The organism is Mesorhizobium sp. WSM3626, from assembly GCF_000513935.1.
In the GTDB taxonomy this organism is placed as follows: Bacteria; Pseudomonadota; Alphaproteobacteria; order Rhizobiales; family Rhizobiaceae; genus Mesorhizobium; species Mesorhizobium salmacidum.
Map to the genome: position 1 here is coordinate 1 of NZ_AZUY01000060.1, position 17,587 is coordinate 17,587.

A 17,587-nucleotide genomic window follows, 5' to 3' on the forward strand; every position below is an offset into this window, starting at 1 on the left:
CAAGGACGTGCTCTATCTCGGACGCGACACCAATTTCCCGCTGGCCATGGAAGGCGCGCTCAAGCTCAAGGAAATCTCCTACATCCATGCCGAAGGCTATGCCGCGGGCGAGCTGAAGCACGGGCCGATCGCGCTGATTGACGAGAACATGCCGGTGATCGTGATTGCGCCGCACGATCGCATCTTCGAAAAGACCGTGTCCAACATGCAGGAAGTGGCGGCGCGTGGCGGCAAGATCATCCTGATCACCGACGCCAAGGGCGCGGCACAGGTGAGCGTGAANACGATGGAGACCATCGTGCTTCCGGATGTGCCGGAAATCATCTCGCCCATCATCTACGCGCTGCCGATCCAGATGCTTGCCTATTTCGCCGCCGTGTTCATGGGCACCGACGTCGATCAGCCGCGCAATCTGGCGAAATCGGTGACGGTGGAATAGGGGCTTTTTTTGGCCTATGCGCATTGGCTGCTCAAGGTACCCGGAAAGCTGCGCGTCCGCCTTTGCCGCCTCGGAGCGTAGCATCGATCATCGAGCCCCCCGAGGCATACGGTCCGGAACTCCGCCTGAACCTCAGCTAAGCTGGTTTGCCGACCGAGTATTTGGGCGCCCCCGTCGTACCATACCCGGTTCGGTTCACAATCGATCCGATCCATCAAATGCCTGGGCTGAACGCCCTGTTTCAGATTTCGCGCTGCTGCGGCCGGAAACGCCATGTTCCTGAAGTGCAATGATCCGCGCCAGCAGCTCGCGTTGAGCGACGGTGCCCCGCGGCTCCTCGGGAGTTTCCTCCACCGCGGACGGACCGGCGTCGATAGGGGCCACCGTCGGCTTTGCGATGCCGCTGCTAGGTGTTAGCTGTGCGGCATCGCCAGGCGCAATCTCGACGACTGCATTTGGTAATTTCGCAACCACTGGGGAGGCCGTCATCTCGGCGATGAGCGGTATCGGGGCTGGTTCGGGCAATGCACCCGACTGGTTGTTGAAAATGGGCTTGAGGTGACGGTCACGATAATACTTCACCTTGTCCAGCTGGAGCGGAGGCTGCCCCTTGATCAGCACAATTTGCTTGTCGTCAGCGAGTAAACGCACCTGCTCGGGCCGCAACAGCGGTGCCCCCTGGTCAGCCATATGAATATTAGGATTCAACCACTCCCTCGGGTTAAACGACTTGGACTTTTGGTGAAAAGTATAGTCCCCGATAGCTTTTGAGATGTATTGGGGCGTCTCGTCGTCGGCTGTCGCCATGAACACTTGCACACCGGTGTTGGAGAGGAAATTTTCCTTGCCTGGCTGCTCGTAGGCGCCCGTCAGAGCCGAGAGGCTTTGGATGATGAACATGAAGCGGCCGTTATAACCTGCAATCGTGGTCACCGCCGTCTCAATCGCTTCAAGCCTGCCGAGATGCTTGAATTCATCGAGGAGGAACAGGACCTCGAAAATCTCGTCCTTTTTAGGCAGAGTGCGTTGCAAGATGGATACGGTTTGCTGGAAGAACAGCCGCATGAGAGGCGCGATTACCTCCAAATCATTGGGGCTGACGCACAGATAAATTGTCGTCGGGTCCCGGCGTAGGTTGTCAATGGCGAAATCCGACCTCGATGTGGCATTCTTGATCAACGGGTCTGCCCAAAGGTTCAACCCACCGTCGCCCAAGACGGATGTGTATGAGGTCAGAAGTTTGTTGTCGTTGCCGGCCATATTGTCGAATATGCGCGTCACCTCCGGGATTTTGCTCTGCCCCGCGAGTTGCGCGAATAACTTGTATTTCTCGCCTGGCTGCGAAAACAAATCGTAGACAGCCCCAATGGTCGGTGTGCCACGCTCGATGCAGGCCAGAACACCGGCAACAAAAAGATCTCGTGCGCCCTCAATGAACCCCTCCGCGCCCTTGCCCTTGGGCGCAATCAGATTAACCGCCAATCGCCGGGTCTCTGAGAAACGGCGCTCCGGCGGCGTAGCAACAATGTCGAGCACTGGATTGTAGCAATGGGTGCGTCCTTCCCTGTCGAGCGGCGAAAATTTGAAGATCCGGTCGCCGCGCTTCAACCTCGCCCTCGACGTCAGTTCGAAGAGTTCGCCCTTGACGTCGAGGGCAAGTACGGAGCCATCGAAAGTTAGAAGCGTTGGAATGACAACGCCAACGCCCTTGCCCGCGCGGGTGGGCGCAACCACCAGACTGTGTGGCTGCTCGCCATTGGTGAGATATTGTCCAAAACCGCGCGGGCCGGACGTTTTGCCGAATATCGGACCAGTGATGCGGCGGTAGGGCTTGAGGAAGCCTTTTTGGCGCATTTCGCGAAACTGCCCCCAGCGTGCGGTTCCAAAGTGTTTGGGGCGAAGCATGAGGACAGTGAGAGTGGCTGTGATGGTCACCGATGTCATGCCGACAATGATCAAGCCGGTGTAGAAGGTCGCACTGGCATAGCCGAGATAGAAGGGGGTTTCATACCAGAACGCCAGCAGGTCGAACTCGCGGAGTCCCCGGACGCTGAGGCCGGCCCTTAGGCTAACATACACACTGGCGAAGATCACCCCGAGCGGCAATGACAGTCCAAGGCCGAACGAAAAGGTGGTGAGCTTCAACTTCGTGCCTGCCATCGTCCTGCACTCTCCGGCAATGTTCAGCGTTCGTAGTCCAGGTCTCGTGGACAGTCTCATCCTAAAAAGTGTTTCGTCCACACTCGGGAAAGGCTTCAGCCGAGCACAAGCACAGCTGGTTGCTTGGAGCCTGATGTCGACAGATGCCGCGTGTCGCCTTCAACTCCTGGCCTACAGGAGAGAACACATAACGGTACGACCCCCGAAGTCGCACGAAATAACGGTTACAATGGTAACCTAATTGGCAAGACACATCGCCATGTCTCACCACAAGTGCTGATATGCTTTGAAAAGGAATATTTGCACTGAGCGCTCTCAGCGCGCACGGATCGCGGCATGAAACTGATCACTTGCTATTCATTCAAAGGTGGCGCGGGTAAAACGACGGCTATAATGGGTCTGTGCTCCTCGCTTTCCTTGAAACAGAAGAAGGTTGCGTTGTTCGAATCAGACCCCAACCGCCCGCTGACTCGGTGGAAAGCAAATGCCATTCGTAACCAGGCTTGGGACCAGCGATGCGAGGTATTCGTGGCCGACGAGCTGCCCCTCATGATAGATGCATATGGACACGCGGATCTTGTCGGCTTCGACTATGGTTTGGCCGATGCCCATGGCGATCCCAGCGAGTTGAACAACTCCATAATCGGCAGTTCCGATTGCCTGCTGATACCCGCTATGCTGACACCCCTTGACATCGATGAAGCTCTTGCGACTTGCCGCTACATTGTTGAGCTCTTGATGGGAGAGGGACTGCAAACACATACTGCCATTCTTCCCCAGCGAGTGCCCGTGGGCAGACTGACAGTCTCTCAACGTGCCGCGTACGAGATGTTGCGCGCCCTGCCGCTGTGCGACACGCCAATGCGTGAGCGTGACGCCTTCGCGGCGATGAAAGAGCGAGGCATGTTGCACATGACGGTCGCTAACATGGCCAACGATCCGGCAACGCGACCGATGTTCCACAACAGCCGGAGAGCATTGGATGAGCTTGCTACGATCGGTACTTTCATCGAGAGGGCCTTGCAGGGCTGATGTCGAAATGCGCAAGCCAAGAGATTCGATGATGGGCGCCGCACCAATTTGCTGCGATTCCTAACAGAGTCGCCCACAGGCCTTAACCAAGACGAGGCGATCTTCTGTGCGTGTGGCGTCAGCGCAGCTCTGGATTCAACGCCTGTTGCCATGGTGACAACGTCGGCTGCCGCCGGCCTGTCTAGCGCAACCAAGGAACCATTCGCCCATCTATTGCGTCGCGTATCCAAGCGCAGTGCCGATCCGCGGCGGCTGTCCATCACCAGGCGAAGGTGCTTCGTGCGACGGCTTATCTGATCAAGATCGACACCTGGTCTCCTTTCGTCCTTCACCCGTCGCGACGTCTTGAGTATGAATATGCTGCTGCCCACCAGCAGGTCAAAAGCCATGCAGCCGTGCAAAGAGAGCGTCGTTCGGGAAGTCATGAAGGGTCAGAAGTTCGGCGAGAAGTCAGACAGCATACCGTTGCGAACTCGACAAACCGGACAGGCGCGGAATTCATGTGCCAATCAACTGCTTTACGCCTGTCGCGTTTTCGACCCGGATGGTGCCGCTGATCAAGCGGCGATCCCCGACGCCCGGCTTGGCCTGATTCAAGCATCAAATCGGCTCATCCCCGAGCGAGAAAATCCATGACTGGTCCTCGAGAAACCCTAAATCAGAATGTCTTCCGTCAAAAAGGAACCTGCTACGGGCGGTGACCTAGTGCTCGCCTGGTTCCGCAATCCACTGCAAGCGCTCCGTGTTGCATTCGATGATTCCGTTGCTGCGTCTGATTGCGCCAGCTTCCTCCAAGGCTGATATAGCACGATTCACTTTCGGCCGGCTTGCGCCCAAAATCCCTGCTATATCCGACTGAGTGAGAGACAGTTTGAGATCCGCCCTTACCGGCAATTCGGTGCCGTGGATTTGCCTCAGAGTAAAGAGAAGGAAACGGGCCGCCCGGGAATTCAGGTGATAGAGAGCGATGGTTTCCAACTGCTCGGTGATACCCCGCAATCGCGAGCAGAGATAACGGATCGTGGCTCCGGCTGCCTCCGGGGAAAGTTTGATAAGGTCCATAAATGGCCTCTTGGCGATGACGAAACCTTCGGAGGCGACCTGCGCCGTGGCGTCGGCTGATCGAGGCTGATCGTCCAACATGGCCATCTCGCCGAACAGTTCCCCGGCTTCGAGCTGTCGCAGGACTAGCTCACGCCCTTGTGGGGTGATCAGGGATACCTTAATCCGCCCAGAGATCACCCCGACCATGTAATTACCTTCATCGCCTCGCTGGAAAATCACCGTGTCTGGGAGCCATCTGCGAAAGCTTGAGATACCCGCTAGCGCTGTGATGGTCTCGTCATCAAAATCCTGAAAAATCGGAAAGGAACGCCAGAAGGCAGGGCTTCTATCGAACTCGGCCATATAGTTTCCTCTTGGAGATGATCAGTCCCATTACGGGGACGCTGTTTAGGGGAGCACGTTGGTTGAGCGCCGCTGGCGTTCGGCGCCTGCGGCAGAAGCGACTGGTGCGTTGTCCGGCATCGTCGATATCGCGAGGCGTCGGCGGGGAAAGCAGACGAGGGGATTGCTCTTAGTGTGGTGACTTGTGACCGGTGCCGCGTTGGCTTGCGGCAAATGGAAGTGGTTAACACGGCAACATGGAACTGCTGGCAGTCGCGGGTGCCCTTCCGTGGCTTCGGTCGCATTCGCCAACCCGGGTGGGTCGAGGCACGGCGCTGTTGGTATTCCCATTTCCAAACTTATGAAAAATCGATTGTTTCGATATATCATATTCATGCGATGGATAGGTGATCGCTCCGCGCGGCCATGCTCCTCCTCACCTGCAGCTCTGCTCTAGGAAAGTCGCCGGCTTTGTGCTGTCTTCAGGCATCCGACAGCTCCGCCGGGATGCTGAACACGTAACCGATGCCCCGTTTCGTTTTAATCAGCTGTGGCGCGCGCGCGTCTCTTTCGAGCTTCCGACGCAAACGCAAGATCTGAACATCGATGCTGCGGTCCGAAATCTCGCCGTGGATGCGAGTCGCCCGCTGCAGGTACTCTCGCGATAACGGTCGTTGGGCCGCCTCGAGGAAAGCAAACAGGAGTGCATACTCGCCCTGGGTTAGTGGTACCAGTGCGCCAGACGGATCACGCAACTGTCGCGTTTTCAAGCGTAGCTCCCATCCGCCGAAAAGCCATCTTCCTGATGGTGACCTTCTCTGAACTTCCACAGGGTCGGCAGAACGCGACCTGACCAGAGAATCAAGGCGCACCAAAAGCTCACGCAATTTGCTCAGACATTCGTCGGCGTCGGATTCATGCCGGATCGCTTTGTCGTTCTCACCCCGGCGGTTCTCAATGACAATAATGGAGAGGTCCCCGAGATTGCGGAGATCACGCAAGAGTCCAAGGTCATCGTGGCCAAGATCCAAACTGGCAATGACAACCTCGGACTTCCATCCTTGGGAGATCTTTAACGCTTTCGCCTGCGCGCCAGACGCTTTGGCTGGCGAATTGCCGCGCGGCACGTGTTCTTCGATGTTCAAAATAGGGGCGAGAACATTGTCGACTACAAGGACGCTCCCGATTTTACGGGCCTCGCTCATACATCGCCTCCATCCGCAACCCACCTTGTCGGTTTTCAACAAATCCGCTGCTTAGCTGGAACCTGGCGTGCAGCAGCGCCCCGGATTGCACGGCCGGGGGATTGCTGCTGTATCCGATGGAACTTCCACGACGGCGTAGAGCGAGCGCCGACTGGGCTTGGACCGGACGACACGGAGGGCGCCCCCATGAAAACTCGCCCAAACAGTTCCTTCTCGCGTCTCTGACGAAAATGGAAACCGCAATCTGCTAGTTCTCGCGTCCGTGAAGATCTGATCAGCCCGCGCAGTACGCCAGACGCGCCCTGGCCGGCCTCAATGACACGACCACCGGCGCGCTCGCGACGATCCTGCCGGTCACGTGCGCCATTGCCAATAATCGCCGCTCAACGTCGCCAATCCCGCAGGCGAATCAGGGACAGCATGATCACTTCGGCAAACAGGCGCTCCAGGTTCTAGAGTGCTCCTGCCTGTAGAAGTGGGCGCCATGATCCTCCAGTCCCTGCTTCACATTGCCTTCCATGATCCGGCGCGGCAGCAGGGCGATATGCTGAAAGACATCGGAAGACCCTTGAGCGAGTCGGCGGGCAGCGCCAACCTGCAGCACAGTGCCGCCTGGCGAATGCTCCAATCCCGCCTAGGAGGCAGGAGGGTGGACTTGCGGCAGCCCGATGGGCCGATGACGCACACCATCTCGCCCTGTCGGATCGTAAGCGAGACGTCGCTCAGAACCTCGACGGGACCATAGCGATGGTGAACATTCGCTACCAGCAGTTCCAAATTCTCTCACGCCGGCCCGAGACGGGACCTGCGTTCATTGTGCACGGCAGCGTTAGATCAGATCGTCTCGACGTAGGACGTATCGAACAGCATCTCTGGCGTGATCGTTTTGCTCACCATCTTCTTCGCCTTGAGCCATTCAAGCTGATCCGTCACCGAATCGAGTGCAAGTGCACAGCCCTGCTTGATTCGCATGGCGCTGCTGAGGAAAGTTTCCTTCGCCGCGTGCAACGGACGCTCGCTATCCACGTATTTGTGGACGATGTTGAGGACATCATCCACCTCCTCCGCTGTGGCGGTCTTGTCGACGACGGCGGCGTTGTAGTCGTCGACTGCCGTCGAATGGGCACGGATAAACGCTGCGGTCTGCTCCCGCTCGTTGGCGGCATTCTTGGTTGAGGTGAACACCGTCGTCACCTGGTAGTTGGGCGCATAGTCGGACACCAGACCAATCTGCATGGCATTGCCCCCGGCGAGCAACTTGTCGGCGATGCTGCCCTGGATGGCCCAGGCGTCGATCTCCCCGCTCTCCAGCGCACTGATGATTGCGCCGACTTTCTGGAGCCGGCGCAACGAGATTTCCGACATCGGAATGCCGTTCGCCTCTGCGATCTTGTGGCACATGTAGTGAAAGGAAGACCCGACTTTGGTAACGCCAAAGGTCGTGCCGCTCAGTGCCCTCGGCGTGACAACGCCAGCCCGGTAGGCTTTTTCTGATGCCAGAATCACAGTGCCGACGAGACCCTTCTCCTCAGACAGTGCGCCGCCGATCACCTTGATTGCGTCCGTCTGGGCGAGGCTCACGAGCCCGACGCTCATGGCCGTGACGGCATAATCGACCTCGCCCGAGGCAACCGCCATGGCCATCGGCTGAGCGGCTTCGAAGAACTCGAGCTCGAGGTCCAGCCCTTCGCCCTTGTAGTAGCCTCGCTCGCAGGCGATATAGCTGGGCGCATGACTGGCGAGCCGCATTACGCCAAGCTTCACCTTCTTTGCGGCAAAGGCCGGCCGGCCAAGGAGCGTCAGAGCCCCCGCGGTCCCGAGACCGACAATCGCCTGGCGGCGGCTTATCGCAAGCTTTATCATAGTCCACTTCCTTTCAAGGGCGCTCTTTGCTGGCCGGCTGCTGCACTGGCGTATCGAGCCGCTGCTCATCGTCAGGACGGACAACACGCCCGCCCGATATGCCACCGGGTTGTCACGCCCGCCGCTGTGCTGGCTCGCTCAAACGGCCGCCTGCTTCTTCTGGTGCTGTGCCGTTTGCGGTGTGATGTTCCGGCCGGACCGTTGGTTGCAAACGTTGTACCTCTCCGTTGGACGCGGCCTCGCAGAACGCTGCAGCTAGCGGCGAATTTCTCGATTGCTCGCGTTACAAGGCCAACCTTACGAACTGCTGACGAGAGTTGAGCAGTGACGGTGATTGTCCATGTACGCAGACCGCAAAGACTGCGCCCGTGCCCCGGCCGAAGGCGACCTTTCGCGCAGCTTTAGTGCCCAGACGTGCAGCTTGCTTTCGGTTGGCGGGCAGGATCACGGGTCTTTGGCAGAATTGTTTTGACGTTAGCGAGCGGCTGGGAATTTCCTATTCATTCCCGGTTCGGCCAGCATGAGACAACCGCCCACCCATCGGACCCGATCGTCGGTCGCTCACCTATGTATGTCCGATTGGACCTGGAGCCCGATGCGTGGGGGAGAGATGGTCTTGGCCATCTCTCCCCCGCGAATGCCGCCTGCGCAAAGCAGGGCCGCCCACTCGCAAGGCGGCGCTGCTTCTCATCGCCAGGCTGACACGATTCGCCCCGCTCGACGCGCAGCCCAGCTCCGCTCGCCGGCATTTGCCCCCCTCTCTGCCGCGCGCTCACGCGCCCCCGGAAGGCATGCCGAGGGGCATGCCTTCGGCATCCAACGCGAAAGGACCAGAACCATGACAACCAATGAAACGAGCGCGAAGACCGTCAGCGAGGGCGGCACAGAGGTTTTCATTCCGCTGAACAAGCTGAAAAAGTCGCCTCGCAATGCGCGCAAGACCCCGCATAGCGAGGCGATCATCGAAGCTTATGCTGCCAGCATTGCCGCCAAGGGTATTCTGCAAAACCTGGTGGTAGAGCCGGAGCTTGACGCAGAAGGTTCAGAAACCGGCTTCTATCTCGTGACAATCGGCGAAGGGCGCAGGTTGGCGCAAATGCTTCGCGTCAAGCGCAAGCAGATCAAGAAAACTGAACCGGTCCGCTGCATTGTCGATACCAAAAACGATCCGCACGAAATCAGCCTGGACGAGAACGTCACGCGCGAAGGGATGCACCCGGCTGATCAGTTCGAAGCCTTCCGGCGGATGAGCGAGGAGCACGGATGGGGCGTTGAGGAAATCGCCGCACGCTTCGGCGTGACGCCTCAGGTGGTACGGCAGCGCCTGCGGCTTGGTGCCGTCAGCCCCAGGCTGATACAGGTCTACCGCGATGGCGATCTGAGCCTCGAGCAGCTGATGGCCTTCGCCATCACCGAGGACCATGCAAGGCAGGAGCAGGTTTTTGACAACCTCACCTTCAACCGCGACCCTTATCTCATTCGACGTGAACTGACGCGGACCCATGTTGCGGCTGCCGACCGCCGCGCGATCTTCATAGGTCCGGACGCCTATATTGGGGCCGGCGGCATGATCGTCCGCGACCTGTTCACCGAAGATCGCGGCGGCTTCTATGATGATGCGGCGCTGCTCGATCAATTGGTGATCGCAAAGCTGCAGAGCGTCGCAGACACCATCAAGGAGGCCGAAGGCTGGAAATGGGCCGACGTCCATGTCGACTACCCGCATGCGCATGGCCTGCGCCGTGTCTATCCGCAGCCCGTGGCTTTGTCGGAGCAAGACAAAGTTGCCTATGCAGGAGCGTTGGACGCGTTCAACCGGCTGACGGAAGAATGGCGCAGCGCCGAGGAATTGCCCGACGATGTCGATCAGCTATTTGGGAAACTTGAAGCCGAGATCGAGCGCATCGATGCACTGCGTCATGCCTACGACCCGGATGTGATTGCGCGCAGCGGCGTGTTCGTCGTGCTTTCCCATGATGGGACGGCTCGTATCGAACGCGGCTTCGTTCGCGCCGAAGACGAGCAGCCAGCGACGGAAGTGGCAGAGGCCTGCAATGGCTACACCGTCAATGCTGATGGCGAGATCATCGAGGGCGGTATCAGTCCGGAGCTTGGTCGCGACAACGACCACGACGCGGAGGACGCCGGCAAGCCGCTGTCTGATCTTCTCGTGCGCGACCTGACCGCCCACCGCACACTTGGCCTTCGCCTTGCGCTTGGCGAGCAATCCGACGTTGCATTGATCGCAGTGACGCATACGCTTGCCGCGCAGGTCTTCTATCCGGCAGCGGAAGCCCATTGCCTGGAAATCCGGCCAACCAGCACCTGCCTTGCCGACCACGCCGTTGGCATCGAGGACACTGCAGCGGGGAAGGCGCTGGCTGATCGCCACGCCGGATGGGCAGCGGACATGCCGCGTGACGTGTCTGATCTTTGGGGCTTCATCGCTTCGCTTGATCAGGCCAGCGTCATGGCGCTGTTTGCGCATTGCGCCTCACTCACAGTCAATGCGGTGAAGCAACCTTGGGAGCGCAGGCTGCGCGCCCACGAAACCGCGGACAAGCTGGCCACGGCGGTCGCGCTTGATATGACGGCTCACTGGACACCGACGGTAAGCACCTACCTAGGGCGCATCACCAAGGCGCACATCCTCGCGGCAGTGTGTGAGGCTGTCGGCGGTGAGGCGGCGGATAGGCTTGTCACTCTAAAGAAGCAGTCGATGGCCGAAGCCGCCGAGCAGTTGCTCGTCGGAACCGGCTGGCTGCCGGCACTCTTGCGCGGGAGGGAACCAACTGCGAGGAGCACCAGCAGCGAAAGAGTGATAGAGGCAAGCGAGCGGCCAGCGAACGGCCTTACCCCTCCAGATGAGACAGACTTGACGCCAGCCGATGGCGACAGCGCGACCGCACAGGACGAACCCCTCCACATCGCGGCCGAGTGATATGGAGCGACCGGAGCCGCGGAAGCGGCTCCGGTCCGTCTGTTTGATCGGACGCGAATTTCCGGCCGCGCACAAGCGCGGCCGGGGACCCCGACAGCACGACCAACGTCCGTAGCAAACAAACCACGCCGAACGAATCCGCCACGCAAGGGCGGCGGCGGAGGCGTCGCAAAAGCCTGCTAGGCGCACATAGGCTCACCGCTGTTCGATCGCTGGGCAAGCTGCGGAATCGGGGAAATGCATTGTGCGCGGCTCTGGCCCAACAGGCTGGCATAGATCGGCACGGAAGACTCGGGGTCACGGCTTGCGTGCGCGTTAGTCGCTGCCCTGGCGCGGATATCAATTTGCGCCTCGCGTCGAATACGGCGGACAGGGGAAGGGTGGCGAGAGCCGGGATCTTCCATTGCCGTCATTTCACACGGGGAAGTGCTCCCTGCCTTGCCGGGAGTATGCTTCCGCGCTGATCCAAGAGCCATTATCGATGTTGAACCCGACCAATTCCGTGCGACGGGTCCTGTTCTGCTGGCAGGCCGCGCCCACGGCGTCCTCGAATGGATTGGGTCTGACCGAAGACCGGCTTCGCCTCGATCGTCTTCCCGCAACGGCGGCGCTGCGTTTTCTTCCCCTGTCCGCTGCGCGGCCATTCCTCGCGGTCCAAGAAAGCCTCGCCCCTCGTCTTCCACTTCGTTTCAGTCCCTTTGGGATGCGGAGCCGATCGTCCCCGGTCTCACGACCACCATCGAGGCCGCGATGGGCGCGGCCCGATCAACAGAAGGAACCACCGCAATGGCTACAATCGGCATCTTCACCAGCACCGGAAAGGGCTTCAAGGGCTCCGTCAAGACCCTCAACCTCAACGTCAAGACCGTCGATTTCGTCCCCGCCGAAGGCGACAACGAGAAGGGTCCCGACTTCCGCATCTTCGCCGGCGCCACCGAATTCGGGGCGGCATGGAAGAAGACATCCCGCGAGGGTCGTGATTATCACTCGGTCAAACTCGACGATCCGAGCTTCCCCGCTCCCATCTACGCCAGTCTGGTCGAGACCGAAACGCAGGGCGAGTACTCGCTCATCTGGTCCCGCCGCACCGCCGAGTGAAATCGGCTCAAATTAAAGAAGCCCCGGCGCGCCGCGCCGGGGCTTCACCATGCTCAGTCCGCCACCGCGCGCACAATAGGCAATTCGCTCCAGCAGGCTAGGCCTTGGCGGCAACTTTGCGCGTTTTCTTGACCGGCGACTTTGCAGCGGCCGCGGGCATAGTCGCTGCAGCGGCTCGCGGCGTCCGTTTCGGTTTCTGCACCTCGGCTGCTTCTGGTGCCGCAGGCTTGCGGCCAAGCCCGGCTGCCTTCGCCAAGGCCGACCGGGCTGCGGTGTAGTTCGGCGCCACCATCGGATAGTCGGCGGGCAGGTTCCACTTCTGCCGGTATTCCTCGGGGCTCAGATTATAGCGCGTGCTGAGGTGTCGCTTCAGCGATTTGAACTTCTTTCCGTCTTCCAGACAGATGACGTAGTCGGGCGCCACCGACTTCCTGATCGAAACGGCGGGTTCCTGTTTTATCACAGGCTGAGGCGCAGGTGTGCCGACATTTTGCAAAGCAAAATGGATATCGCCGATCAGCTTCGGCAATTCCGGGACGGGCACTGGATTGTTGGAAACATAAGCGGAGACGATATCGGCAGCAATCGACACGAGATCGGTTTTGCCCTGCTGCTCATCGGATACGGTCATTGGCTTTCCTTCTTTGTCGTCAGTTACGTCAGCATGCTATTTGTGCAGTTTGTACAACAGATCAAGCGAATAATGATCGTTCGTTCCATAATTCGCAAGCGGGCGAAAATCCAAGCTAGGACGCGCGTCAATTTTATTTGATCGCGGTGGAACAATCTGCCAACTCACCTTAGGGAAGCGAGGAGACTTTCCCCTCGCTTCCCCGCCATTGCCGCCTGTGCAGAGCAGGGCCGCCGGCTCGCAAAGCGGCCGACCGAACGCAACCCCCACGATCAAATCCATTCGCTTCGCTCGACCGTGCAGCCCGGCTCCGCGCGCCGGCAGTGGCCCCCATCACTCCCGCGCGCTCGCGCGCCCCGGAAGGCATGCCGAGGGACATGCCTTCGGCATTAACGGAAAAAGGAGTGACCCAATGAACATGACCACGACCATCGACAGCGCCGAGAACAGCCATCGGCAGCAACCTGTTTCCGGCGCCTTTCGCGTCGACATTTCACGCGGCGAGCGCATCGGGCGCGTTTGCTCGGAATGGTTCTCGCGCCCCGACGACGAGCGCTATCTGTCGCTGACCGAGCTCTACGATGCGGTGCGCACCCGTGCGGACCGTGCCACCGCCCGCACCGTCGAGAGCCGCGCTGTTCGCGTCGAGGCAAGCCGCGAAAATGCCGAGCGGCTTTCGCTGATCGTTCCTGGACAGGAGCAGATGATCGCGCCCACGCATTGGAGTTTTGGCCAGCTGTGCAGCCTTGTCGGTGCGCCCGCAACCTACATGCGCCAGCTTCCCGCGCCGTTGGCGGGCATCAACCTGCAGCACGGCTTGCTCAATCACCGCGCCGAGCTTGTCAAAACCTTGGAGGCGGAGGACGGACGCATCGAGCTTCGTGCCGTCACCGGCCCTGACTATGGCCGCATCTGGGATCATGAACTTGTTGCCGCCGTCATGAAGATCGCCGGCAACGGCACCGGTGACACCATGTGGAAGGTACCGGGCGTGCTGGACTGGGCAACCATGATGCATAATCCCTTCGTGGACATCACCAAGGACACCACCACGCTTTACGCCAGCGACCGCGACGTCTTCCTGTTTCTGGTGGACGACACCCATCCGATAGAGGCGGGACGCCTGCCGAACGGAGAGCCGGATTTGTACTTCCGGGGATTTTATTGCTGGAATTCGGAGGTCGGCAGCAAGACGCTTGGCATCGCCTCCTTTTATCTGCGCGCGGTTTGCATGAACCGCAATCTTTGGGGTGTCGAAGGCTTTGAGGAAATTGCTCGAAAAGGCAGCCTAGCCGTTCCGACAGTGCGCGGCCGGATATCCGGCCGCGCCGGCAATCATCAATTGCGCGGGATCAGGGAGGCAATCGACTGTCGCGGCGGCGTCCCGACAAGCGGCCGNCGCTCGCCGGGCTCTGCCCGGCTCGCGATGCGACTGCAGTCAGGTTGCGACGCGTGGCTGGTCATCGAGCACGATAGGTCGGGTTTTAGCGATGCTTTGGCTGGGCGTTCTTAACGGCTGCGACCTCACTCAACACCTCGTGCGGATCGAAGCCTATCGTCTCAGCCAGATCGAGAAATTCGACAACGTCGATTCGCCGCCCACCGGACTCGATGGCCGCGACCACCGATTGATATCTATCCAGCGCATTCGCCAGATCATGCTGGCTGAGGCCGGCTTTCCTACGCTTTTCAACGATCAGTTGCACCAGACGCACATGTCTTGGCGATCGAAGCGTCTTTTGCATTTTGCCGGTCCTTGACGAAGCCGGCAGATGAATTAAATGGAAAATCGGATAACCAGAAAATCTGATAATCTGGTCGCGTTCAGTCATAAACACATCGAGGTGTTGGCCGTGTCACATCCAGGCGCCAGGATTTGGCAGCACATCGAAGAGTGTGTCGGCGTACGAGATCGCCATGCTTAAACCTCTTCTCGATCCTGATGTCGCCGACGTCGCGCCAGACGCCTCAATCCTGACCGGCTACGACGAGGAGCGCCTCCTCACCTACATTCGCCTGCTGGATGCCGCAGCCGAAAACGCTGACTGGCGCGAAGTGGCCAGGGTCGTTCTGCATATCGATCCCGCGAAGGAGCCGGAACGGGCATTTCGAGCATGGGATACACATCTTGCTCGCGCCCGATGGATGACCACCAATGGCTATCGCTACCTCCTGGCCGGCGGTGCACCACACTAGGCGCTTGAACCGGCGCTGTGCTCATTCAGCACAGCGGTTTGCCGACTCTCTGCCTACCCAAACCAACTGTTGCCTCAGAAGCTGATGGCGAAGCTCGCGGCAGATCGCGGGCCGCATGAGGACTGTTGCCATGTCGCGAAGCGATTGGACCGATCTGGCGGCATACGAGCACATGCGCGGCTACGAAGCCGATCAGTTTGCCGCCGAGTATCTGATCCGCAACGCCGATTTTGCCGCCGAATCTCAGCGGCTGGCATCAAGCCGACTGACGACAGGAGAACTCGTCGGCTCGCCGGAATTCGCCGCACGCTGGGGCGCGCGATTTCACAATCTCTGCTGACGAGCGTCTCTCACCCGAACACATCGTCTGGACGGAACAGGCCTCGCCTCGGGTTCTTCAAGCGACGAAGTTGGCAACTTCGGCGGAGTCCTCGCAGCCTATCCTTCGAAAACTCAGCACAGCTCAAAGCTGGACCGTAGCCGAGCGGGTTCATGTTCTGTGGCCGCCGGCTCCGGAGACACATCACATCATCTCCAGTGAACCAGGAGACCTGCTCGACATCAACGCTGTTGTTCTGCCGCTTGACGAGAATCTCGAAACCAGGCTGGACGCCGCGCGCCGGCTCTGGCGGGCGCTGAATGGCCGTCCGCTCGGCACCCGGTATGGCTCATTGCCTCAACAGACCAGGCTGAAGCACATTCTCACTCTTCGCACCTTCGACGGAAGGCACCAGCGGGCGCCCTACCGCCGGCTCGCCGAGGAACTGCTGTCCCGCGAGCCCATCGCTGCGCGCGATTGGCGCGACCATCACCTGCGCCACAAGGTGCGGGCGATCCTGCGACGGGCCGACCGCCTGGTGGCCGGCGGCTATCGGGACCTTCTCCTCTATCCGCAAAGCCGCCACCGCAGCTCCGCGTCATGAGATCAGCATCTGGGTGAGCATTGCCTTCGCCAAGAAAGCGACGAAGCAATCGAGCGCTTTTCGATGAAGAGGATTGCGTGGTGCCCAAGCCAAAAAATCCTCAACCGATATCCATTCCCCGGGCTTTGAAGAAGGGTCACAGTGGATGAACTCAATATACAATTGGAGCTCATGCGGATCAAAAACCATCTGCCACCTTCCGGCATCATCTTCGGCGAGACGGCAGCTGATACGTGGCATGGACTTTGCTCCTTTGCGGGCAACAATCCAAAGAACGGAGCTGAGGTCGATCATCAGATCTTGGTATCGACCACGGGTAAACCATAGCCCAGTGCATCGCCGCCTCGCTGCCTAGGAAGCATGCCGCCGTGGCACCATTGTCGGCGCTGATCGAGGCGCCTGGGGTAGCAAAAACACGCCTGCCGATCTTTGCCCTCCCTGCCTTTTCCTGAATTCGGACATCGTCCGTTTCGCGCGTCCCGGCAGGCCAGGACGACAGCAGAACCGAATGGAGATCGAGCGATGTCGAAGGGTCCCGCGGACGCGCCCCAAAAATACCTTCGGACCAAGGAGGCGGCACCTGTCGTTGGCCTCTGCCCCCGGACACTGGAAAAACACCGGACCTACGGAACCGGTCCCAAATATCGGAAGGTGGGTGGACGCGTGCTCTACGACATCGATGACCTGCATGCCTGGACCGAGCTTGGCGCCCGCACCTCCACCAGCGATACAAACGCCACCTACGTGCCGCCCGCCAAGCCGCATGCGGCCCGCGCGCCGGCTTATGCCGGCAAATCGCGCTGAAACGCCAGTCGAGGATTGGAAATGCGCGCACCTCCATCAGATGAGGAGTCAATCGCGCGGTTTCATGCGCGCGCCGGCAAGATGGCGTTGCGCGATGCGCAGGACCTCATGGCCTGGCCGTTCTTCTCGCTCGCCAAATCAGGCCGCATTGCGCCGATCGACTTTCGCATGGGCGAGATCGCCATCCGCGTCGAGGCGACTGTCGAGTATGGCATGGCGACCATCTGGGATGCCGATATCCTGATCTGGGCCACCTCTCAGATCGTCGATGCCCGAGACAATGGGCTGCGGACCTCGCGCACGATGGCGGCAACACCGCACGAGATTCTGACCTTCATCGGTCGCGGCACATCTGCTCGTGACTATCTGCTGCTCAAGGCGGCACTTGACCGCCTCCAGTCGACGACCATCGCCACTTCGATCCGCCAGCCGACCGAGCGACGCATGCACCGCTTCTCCTGGATCAACGAGTGGAAGGAGCGAACCGATTGTAGCGGTCGACCACTCGGCATCGAACTTGTGCTGCCCGACTGGTTCTATGCCGGCATCATGGCCGACCCTTTCGTGCTCACTATCGACCGCGCCTATTTCGATCTGACCGGTGGCATCGAGCGGTGGCTCTATCGTCTCGTACGAAAGCATGGCGGCCGCCAAGCGCGTGGCTGGTCATTCGACCTGCGCCATCTCCACGCAAAATCTGGCAGCCTGTCTGCCTATAAGCGCTTCGCTTTCGAAGTTCGCAGCATCGTTCGCCGGCAATCCTTGCCGGGGTATCGCCTGGCGCTGGGCCTGACGAAGGCCCGCGAACCCCTTCTCACTTTCAAGCCCTGCCATCCCGATCCTTTCACCTGCTTCGGCAAGGCCACGGCGGCGGAGGATAAGCTGTGAATCAGCTCGTCATTTCAGGAA

Annotated in this window: 18 protein-coding genes and 1 pseudogene; 12 read left to right on the forward strand and 7 right to left on the reverse strand. The window is 59.8% G+C overall.

Annotated elements, in window-relative coordinates:
* On the forward strand, positions 1-439 hold a 439-nt coding region (locus tag M653_RS01000000133745), incomplete at its 5' end, for an SIS domain-containing protein (protein WP_032936310.1).
* Between the two features lie 195 nt (positions 440-634).
* Here M653_RS01000000133745 and virD4 read toward each other — a convergent pair.
* Positions 635-2,599 carry a type IV secretion system ATPase VirD4 gene (gene virD4, locus M653_RS01000000133750; protein ID WP_051442849.1) on the reverse strand — a complete coding sequence of 655 codons (1,965 nt, stop codon included), beginning with the start codon at positions 2,597-2,599 and terminating at the stop codon, positions 635-637.
* 336 nt (positions 2,600-2,935) lie between these two features.
* Here virD4 and M653_RS0128035 point away from each other — a divergent pair, with 336 nt between their 5' ends.
* Both M653_RS0128035 and M653_RS1000000137070 read left to right on the forward strand, forming a co-directional pair.
* Positions 2,936-3,631, forward strand: coding sequence for a conjugal transfer ATPase VirC1 (locus M653_RS0128035; RefSeq protein WP_027146303.1), 696 nt, complete (start codon positions 2,936-2,938; stop codon positions 3,629-3,631).
* Between the two features lie 351 nt (positions 3,632-3,982).
* The gene (locus tag M653_RS1000000137070; RefSeq protein WP_156938303.1) at positions 3,983-4,267 is read left to right on the forward strand and encodes a hypothetical protein; all 285 of its coding nucleotides are present in this window, start codon (positions 3,983-3,985) and stop codon (positions 4,265-4,267) included.
* 66 nt (positions 4,268-4,333) lie between these two features.
* Here the strand turns inward: M653_RS1000000137070 and M653_RS0128045 are convergent, their stop codons facing one another.
* The 3 genes from M653_RS0128045 to M653_RS0128060 form a co-directional block, all read right to left on the reverse strand.
* Positions 4,334-5,038, reverse strand: coding sequence for a Crp/Fnr family transcriptional regulator (locus tag M653_RS0128045; protein WP_027146304.1), 705 nt, complete (start codon positions 5,036-5,038; stop codon positions 4,334-4,336).
* A gap of 461 nt (positions 5,039-5,499) precedes the next feature.
* Positions 5,500-6,222, reverse strand: a complete 723-nt coding sequence (locus tag M653_RS0128050; RefSeq protein WP_027146305.1) for a winged helix-turn-helix domain-containing protein — start codon at positions 6,220-6,222, stop codon at positions 5,500-5,502.
* 834 nt (positions 6,223-7,056) lie between these two features.
* A complete protein-coding gene (locus tag M653_RS0128060) occupies positions 7,057-8,082 on the reverse strand; it encodes an ABC transporter substrate-binding protein (protein ID WP_027146307.1) in 1,026 nt (341 codons plus the stop codon).
* Positions 8,083-8,923: 841 nt separating this feature from the next.
* On the opposite strand from M653_RS0128060, the gene M653_RS0128065 reads away from it, so the two are divergent.
* Both M653_RS0128065 and M653_RS0128070 read left to right on the forward strand, forming a co-directional pair.
* Positions 8,924-11,026 carry a ParB N-terminal domain-containing protein gene (locus M653_RS0128065; protein ID WP_027146308.1) on the forward strand — a complete coding sequence of 701 codons (2,103 nt, stop codon included), beginning with the start codon at positions 8,924-8,926 and terminating at the stop codon, positions 11,024-11,026.
* Positions 11,027-11,812: 786 nt separating this feature from the next.
* Entirely contained in the window at positions 11,813-12,124 is a 312-nt protein-coding gene (locus M653_RS0128070; protein WP_027146309.1) for a DUF736 domain-containing protein, read from the forward strand.
* A gap of 97 nt (positions 12,125-12,221) precedes the next feature.
* Here the strand turns inward: M653_RS0128070 and M653_RS01000000133755 are convergent, their stop codons facing one another.
* The gene (locus tag M653_RS01000000133755; RefSeq protein ID WP_245262384.1) at positions 12,222-12,716 is read right to left on the reverse strand and encodes a MucR family transcriptional regulator; all 495 of its coding nucleotides are present in this window, start codon (positions 12,714-12,716) and stop codon (positions 12,222-12,224) included.
* Between M653_RS01000000133755 and M653_RS1000000137915 the strand changes: the two genes are divergently transcribed.
* Together M653_RS1000000137915 and M653_RS1000000134750 are read left to right on the forward strand one after the other, a co-directional pair.
* Positions 12,627-12,896 carry a hypothetical protein gene (locus M653_RS1000000137915; protein WP_245262386.1) on the forward strand — a complete coding sequence of 90 codons (270 nt, stop codon included), beginning with the start codon at positions 12,627-12,629 and terminating at the stop codon, positions 12,894-12,896. The genes M653_RS01000000133755 and M653_RS1000000137915 overlap by 90 nt on opposite strands.
* Positions 12,897-13,173: 277 nt before the next feature.
* Positions 13,174-14,028: pseudogene (locus M653_RS1000000134750) on the forward strand (DUF932 domain-containing protein); the annotation flags it as partial.
* A 211-nt stretch (positions 14,029-14,239) separates the two neighbouring features.
* On the opposite strand, the gene M653_RS1000000136260 reads toward M653_RS1000000134750, so the two are convergent.
* A complete protein-coding gene (locus M653_RS1000000136260) occupies positions 14,240-14,587 on the reverse strand; it encodes a helix-turn-helix transcriptional regulator (protein WP_337109402.1) in 348 nt (115 codons plus the stop codon).
* Positions 14,588-14,672: 85 nt separating this feature from the next.
* On the opposite strand from M653_RS1000000136260, the gene M653_RS0128085 reads away from it, so the two are divergent.
* The 3 genes from M653_RS0128085 (at position 14,673) to M653_RS01000000133765 (ending at position 15,874) form a co-directional block, all read left to right on the forward strand.
* Positions 14,673-14,951 (forward strand): DUF2285 domain-containing protein, encoded by a 279-nt coding sequence (locus M653_RS0128085; protein WP_027146310.1) that lies wholly within the window; start codon positions 14,673-14,675, stop codon positions 14,949-14,951.
* A 130-nt stretch (positions 14,952-15,081) separates the two neighbouring features.
* The gene (locus tag M653_RS0128090) at positions 15,082-15,291 is read left to right on the forward strand and encodes a DUF6499 domain-containing protein (protein WP_027146311.1); all 210 of its coding nucleotides are present in this window, start codon (positions 15,082-15,084) and stop codon (positions 15,289-15,291) included.
* A gap of 70 nt (positions 15,292-15,361) precedes the next feature.
* A complete protein-coding gene (locus tag M653_RS01000000133765) occupies positions 15,362-15,874 on the forward strand; it encodes a DUF2285 domain-containing protein (protein ID WP_051442850.1) in 513 nt (170 codons plus the stop codon).
* Here M653_RS01000000133765 and M653_RS0128100 read toward each other — a convergent pair.
* Positions 15,869-16,168, reverse strand: a complete 300-nt coding sequence (locus M653_RS0128100) for a hypothetical protein (RefSeq protein WP_027146312.1) — start codon at positions 16,166-16,168, stop codon at positions 15,869-15,871. The two genes, M653_RS01000000133765 and M653_RS0128100, sit on opposite strands and share 6 nt — an antisense overlap.
* A 228-nt stretch (positions 16,169-16,396) precedes the next feature.
* On the opposite strand from M653_RS0128100, the gene M653_RS0128105 reads away from it, so the two are divergent.
* Together M653_RS0128105 and M653_RS01000000133770 are read left to right on the forward strand one after the other, a co-directional pair.
* A complete protein-coding gene (locus M653_RS0128105; protein ID WP_027146313.1) occupies positions 16,397-16,678 on the forward strand; it encodes a helix-turn-helix domain-containing protein in 282 nt (93 codons plus the stop codon).
* A gap of 21 nt (positions 16,679-16,699) precedes the next feature.
* On the forward strand, positions 16,700-17,566 hold the full coding sequence (locus M653_RS01000000133770; protein ID WP_051442851.1) for a replication initiator protein A: 867 nt from the start codon (positions 16,700-16,702) through the stop codon (positions 17,564-17,566).
* The last annotated feature ends 21 nt before the right edge of the window (positions 17,567-17,587 follow it).

Bases quoted from the DNA above. Each gene is read 5' to 3' on its own strand.
- virD4 (WP_051442849.1), bottom strand. From the start codon at position 2,599: ATGGCAGGCACGAAGTTGAAGCTCACCACCTTTTCGTTCGGCCTTGGA.
- M653_RS0128035 (WP_027146303.1), top strand. From the start codon at position 2,936: ATGAAACTGATCACTTGCTATTCATTCAAAGGTGGCGCGGGTAAAACG.
- M653_RS1000000137070 (WP_156938303.1), top strand. From the start codon at position 3,983: ATGAATATGCTGCTGCCCACCAGCAGGTCAAAAGCCATGCAGCCGTGC.
- M653_RS0128045 (WP_027146304.1), bottom strand. From the start codon at position 5,038: ATGGCCGAGTTCGATAGAAGCCCTGCCTTCTGGCGTTCCTTTCCGATT.
- M653_RS0128050 (WP_027146305.1), bottom strand. From the start codon at position 6,222: ATGAGCGAGGCCCGTAAAATCGGGAGCGTCCTTGTAGTCGACAATGTT.
- M653_RS0128065 (WP_027146308.1), top strand. From the start codon at position 8,924: ATGACAACCAATGAAACGAGCGCGAAGACCGTCAGCGAGGGCGGCACA.
- M653_RS0128070 (WP_027146309.1), top strand. From the start codon at position 11,813: ATGGCTACAATCGGCATCTTCACCAGCACCGGAAAGGGCTTCAAGGGC.
- M653_RS1000000137915 (WP_245262386.1), top strand. From the start codon at position 12,627: ATGGATATCGCCGATCAGCTTCGGCAATTCCGGGACGGGCACTGGATT.
- M653_RS1000000136260 (WP_337109402.1), bottom strand. From the start codon at position 14,587: ATGACTGAACGCGACCAGATTATCAGATTTTCTGGTTATCCGATTTTC.
- M653_RS0128085 (WP_027146310.1), top strand. From the start codon at position 14,673: ATGCTTAAACCTCTTCTCGATCCTGATGTCGCCGACGTCGCGCCAGAC.
- M653_RS0128090 (WP_027146311.1), top strand. From the start codon at position 15,082: ATGTCGCGAAGCGATTGGACCGATCTGGCGGCATACGAGCACATGCGC.
- M653_RS0128100 (WP_027146312.1), bottom strand. From the start codon at position 16,168: ATGATCGACCTCAGCTCCGTTCTTTGGATTGTTGCCCGCAAAGGAGCA.
- M653_RS0128105 (WP_027146313.1), top strand. From the start codon at position 16,397: ATGTCGAAGGGTCCCGCGGACGCGCCCCAAAAATACCTTCGGACCAAG.
- M653_RS01000000133770 (WP_051442851.1), top strand. From the start codon at position 16,700: ATGCGCGCACCTCCATCAGATGAGGAGTCAATCGCGCGGTTTCATGCG.